Origin of the sequence: Vicingus serpentipes (genome assembly GCF_007993035.1) — a bacterium.
GTDB classification, from domain to species: domain Bacteria; phylum Bacteroidota; class Bacteroidia; order Flavobacteriales_E; family Vicingaceae; genus Vicingus; species Vicingus serpentipes.
Genome location: NZ_VOOS01000009.1, coordinates 1 through 4,653 on the forward strand (window position 1 = coordinate 1; position 4,653 = coordinate 4,653).

Here is a 4,653-nt window from a genome sequence, read left to right on the forward strand (position 1 = left end):
TTCAACAGGAAGTGGAACGATAACATGGTATGATACAGATGGAATAACAGTGATAGGAACAGGAAGTCCATTTGATGCTACTTCGTATGTTTCAGCAACAGGAACTTATACGCTCTATGTAAATGAAGAGAATGGAAGTAATTGTGATGGAACATTAACTCCAGTGGTTGTTGTAGTAGGAGGAGTTACAGCATCAATAGGAGCTAATCCAAGCACAGGATTTGTACCATTAGATGTAGTGTTTACAAATGGAAGTACTACAGGAGCTGGAATAACTTATACATGGGATTTTGGAGATGGAACAGGAGATAATGCTTTTGAACCATCACATACTTACACGGATATTAATAGCTTTATAGCTACATTAACAGTAACAGATGCTGCAAATTGTTCGGCATCAGCAACAGTAACAATAGAAGTAATAGGAGAGTCATCTATATTAATACCAAATGTATTTACTCCAAACAATGATGGAAGTAACGATGTGTTTACAGTCTCAGGTACAAACCTTGAAGAAGTAAAAGGAGAGATATTTAATAGGTGGGGACAAAAGATGTTTGAGTGGGATAATGTGAAAGGTTACTGGGATGGAAGAACATTAAGTGGTTCAGAAGCACCAGATGGAACATACTTTTACATCATAAATGCAAAAGGCTTAGATGGAGAAGAATATTTCAAAAAAGGTGGCTTTAGTTTAATAAGATAAAACCTTAAAACATCACTAAAAAGGGAGCGATAACCATCGCTCCCTTTTTTTATTAATTTTTTACAAGAAGAATTTTATATAAAGTGTTGATTTACATTTTGTTGTGTTTTTTAAAAGGTTAGTTGATATCAATTATCATTTATTAAATTCTTGATTGGTGCAACTATTTTTTGTTACCTACGTCTGATGTTGTGTGGAAAATATGTTATATATTTACTTTTTATTACTGGAAAAAATTAAAAATTAAAAAATTATGAAGTTTAGTACTATAATTTTAACATCTGTCTTTTGTACAATATCTTTATTGTCATTTGGTCAAAAAACCAAAGAAGTAGACATGGCTAAATATGATAGGTTAAAAGAATCTTTTGTTCGTGTTAAAAAGAATGAAAGTTCGCATAAGGTTGTAGAGCAAAAATCAAGTGTTACTAAGTCTTTAAAAGTTAGTTCAACTCCAAAAAAGTTAAATAGATCTAATAATAAAGCTAATAATAAAGCTAATAATTTGTCTTACTCAAAGTCTATACCAGCAACTAGGATGACTGATAATAATGTGAAATTGACTATTAATAGTGAAGTTGACCCTTCACTGTCTGATGTTGACAATTTATTTTACTTGCTAGAAGAAAAAGACGCGGTAAATAAAAGGGGGAAACAACTTCTAGGCTCTGATGAATATATTTTGTTAAACAATAAAATTATTAATCTAAAGTCCAGTCTAAACAGATATGTTGAGGCAAAAGGAATTCAAAATTGTGCGCCTAAAGAGCAAAACTTTTATTTAGCTTCTTTAAAAGAAGAAGGTAGAGAAAACGAATATAAAAAAAATATTGACTTAATTAAAAGTTCAAAATAATGACAAAGAATTTAATATTAGCATCTGCATTTAGTATAGTTACATTTGCTGTATCATATGCACAACAGGCTAGTGATCCTTGTAATGCTGGTTTTTTACCTGGAAATTGTGTAGAGAATTCCGTTACGGTATCTAACTCTGATGATAACTCTGGAGTAATCAACCCAACAGATGAGAATGGTGTAGGGTGTAATAGTATTGGTAGTGATTTGACAGCTGGGACAATTGGTAGTTCTTCTGGTGCTCAGGATAAAGATATATGGTTTCAAACTACAGTTGATGCAAATGGTGAAGTTTCAGTTTATGCAGCCGGTTCTGACCCTGTTTTAGGTATTTATTCTTCACCAACTAATAACTGTAATAATCTAGTCTTAGAAAGTTGTGATGATGATGGAGGTACTTCTTTGGATGCCTTGGCAACAGCTTCAGGTCTTACTCCTGGGGAAACTGTTTGGATAAGAGTTTGGGATTATAATGGAGGTACAGGGACATATACTATAGCAGCCTCTGGTGGAACTCCTCCTGCAAACGATGATTGTGTATTAGCAGAACCTTTAGCAGATGGAGTTTCAGAATCAGGAACTACTTATTGTGCAACAGCTGAAATAGGTGATTATAATGATTGTGAGTTAAATACAGAGAATAATGTTTGGTATACATTTACAACTACTAGCGATGGAGATATTACAGTTAGTATAGATGCTGTTGATTGTTTTGGTAGTGGTGCTGGAGTTGATGTGTCTGTTTTTTATGGGACATGTGCAACAAGTTTTGCTTCTTATGGTTGTACGGCAATTAGTGCTGGAGGTTCAGGGAGTGTTCCTACTTTTACTGGTCCAGCTGGAACATATTATGTAATGGTTGATGGAGATAATTCTGGTGGAGCAACAGCTCTATGTGACTTTGATATAGTTTATGATTTTGTAGGATGTAACGCAGATGCAGGTACAAATATTACTGCTCCGGTAATAAATGCTTGCGCAGGGGTTGATGTAAATGTTGAAACTCTTTTACCAGTAAATACATCTTTGGGATCTGATCCATGTATTGGATGGGGGTTTTGGGTAAAAGATGATCCACTTGGTGTTTTTGCAGGGATGACAAATATTGGAGACTTACCAACAGGAAATAACCCTGCTGGTGCAGGAGGTGATCCTAACTATGCAGGTGTATGGACATCTGTTGATGAGCCTCTGGCTAATGGACCTGTTGCAGTTTTGCCTAATGAGGCTAACGGAGTAACATATTATGTTGCTCCAGTAACATTAAGTAATTGTCAAACAGGAGAAATTACAACTAGTTGTTTTGATATAGGAACTGTAACTGAAGTGTATTTCAACCCAGAAATAACTTATACGCAGTTAATAGAATGTGATGCTGCTGGTCCACCTCCAACAACTCAAGTGACTTTTGTAATTAGTGGTGGTCTACCTTCTGTAGATGGAAGTAATTTTACAGTTACTCCAAATGCAGGGAATAGTGCTGGGGCATTACTAAACGGAAGTGCTGTTAGTGCAACTATTGGTGAAGGAGGAACTTTAGTTGTTACAGGGATTACAGATGGAGAATCGGTAGATATAACAATTACTGATGGTGCAGGATGTACAAGAGTAATTACTATTTCTAATATTGATGCGACTGCTTATTGTCCTCCTGGCTGTGCTGCCGATGCAGGAATAACTACAACAAATCAAAATGGAGATGGTGTTACATCTGCAAATAATGGAACCTCTGGTGGTCCATTTACGCTTTGTTGGGGAGATGATTATACAACTGTTGCTAGTGGATTTACGCTTCCTGATGATAATACAGGTGGGGGTAGTCCGAGAGAAATATTAGTTATATATACATGTCCTCCGAGTAACCCTGACCCATTTTCTGACCCATGTTTTTCAGGAGTTGCTTACACTGGATCTAGTTGGGCTGACGTTAATGATGGAGCTCTGATTACATTGTTAACTGACCCTACACCAGGTGGATTTGGTCTTACTTTAACTGATAATCAAATTTGGTTTGTAGCAACTACTGTTGATTGGGTTTCCAACGCTCCTGGTGGAGGTTGGGATATTGATGCAGATGGGGATGGATGTTTTGATACTGGTGTTCCAAATAATATTCAATATTTAAATGAAATTACATTTTCTGTAGTCGATAATTGTGATGGACCAGAATTTACCATAAATGGAGGCTCTCCTGAATTTTATCCTACGAATAGTTATATTATCACTGAAACCGGAGGTGGTGATTTGGTAAATAATATTGGTGTTGGCGATGGAGATTCGTTTGGTTTAGAAGGAATTGAAGATGGACAGACTTATAATATTGATGTGATGGATCCGAATGGATGTATGTTAAATATTACTGGGACTTATAACTACACAGCACCTAATCCTTCAGTTAATAATTTGGCTACTGAATTTTGCTTAGGTGATGCAGTTGATAATTTTACAGCAACACCTACACCTGGAGGTATTACTTCAGGAACCATAGTAGGTTCTAATGTAACAGATAACGGAAATGGTACAGGAAGTTTTAATCCTCTAGCAGTTGGTACGCATGATATTATTTATAATTTTGACAATGGAGAGGGATGTGTTTATTCTGATACTCTAGCTGTTACTGTTCACCAAGTTCCTGCTCTCGGTTCAATAACTAATCCTTCTATTTGTTTTGGTGAGACAATAACCTTATCTTCTTATGTTCCAGGAGAGGCAAATGGAGTTGCTGGAATAGGAACATGGTATAATGGAACAGATAATACTGGAGGATTAGCTCCAGGAGGAGCTTTTACCCCTTCAAATGGAGCTGAATATTATTACGAATATGTTACAACTGCAGGTAGTTGTTCAGAAGGGCAGGTATTAACTATTGAGGTTTTGCCAGCTCTTACAGGCACAGTAAGCAATACGATATGTTTTGAGGATGCAGGTATTGTAGTTAATGGAACTACTTATGATGCTTCAAATCCAACAGGTACAGAAGTAATTACTAACGTAGGGCCAAATAATTGTGATAGTACCGTAACAATTAATTTAAATGTATTACCAGTAAAAACAGGCACAGTAAGCAATACGATATGTTTTGAAGATGC

At 35.9% G+C, this 4,653-nt stretch carries 3 protein-coding genes; all 3 read left to right on the forward strand.

Annotation, left to right across the window (positions count from 1 at the left end; genetic code table 11):
• A partial coding sequence (locus FRY74_RS12700; protein ID WP_147102209.1) for a T9SS type B sorting domain-containing protein occupies positions 1-706 on the forward strand: 706 nt, incomplete at its 5' end.
• Between the two features lie 253 nt (positions 707-959).
• Positions 960-1,562 (forward strand): hypothetical protein, encoded by a 603-nt coding sequence (locus tag FRY74_RS12705; protein ID WP_147102211.1) that lies wholly within the window; start codon positions 960-962, stop codon positions 1,560-1,562.
• Positions 1,562-4,653 (forward strand): hypothetical protein (locus FRY74_RS12710; protein WP_147102213.1); only part of this gene is annotated, 3,092 nt, incomplete at its 3' end. The genes FRY74_RS12705 and FRY74_RS12710, both read left to right, overlap by 1 nt.

Bases quoted from the DNA above. Each gene is read 5' to 3' on its own strand.
- FRY74_RS12705 (WP_147102211.1), top strand. From the start codon at position 960: ATGAAGTTTAGTACTATAATTTTAACATCTGTCTTTTGTACAATATCT.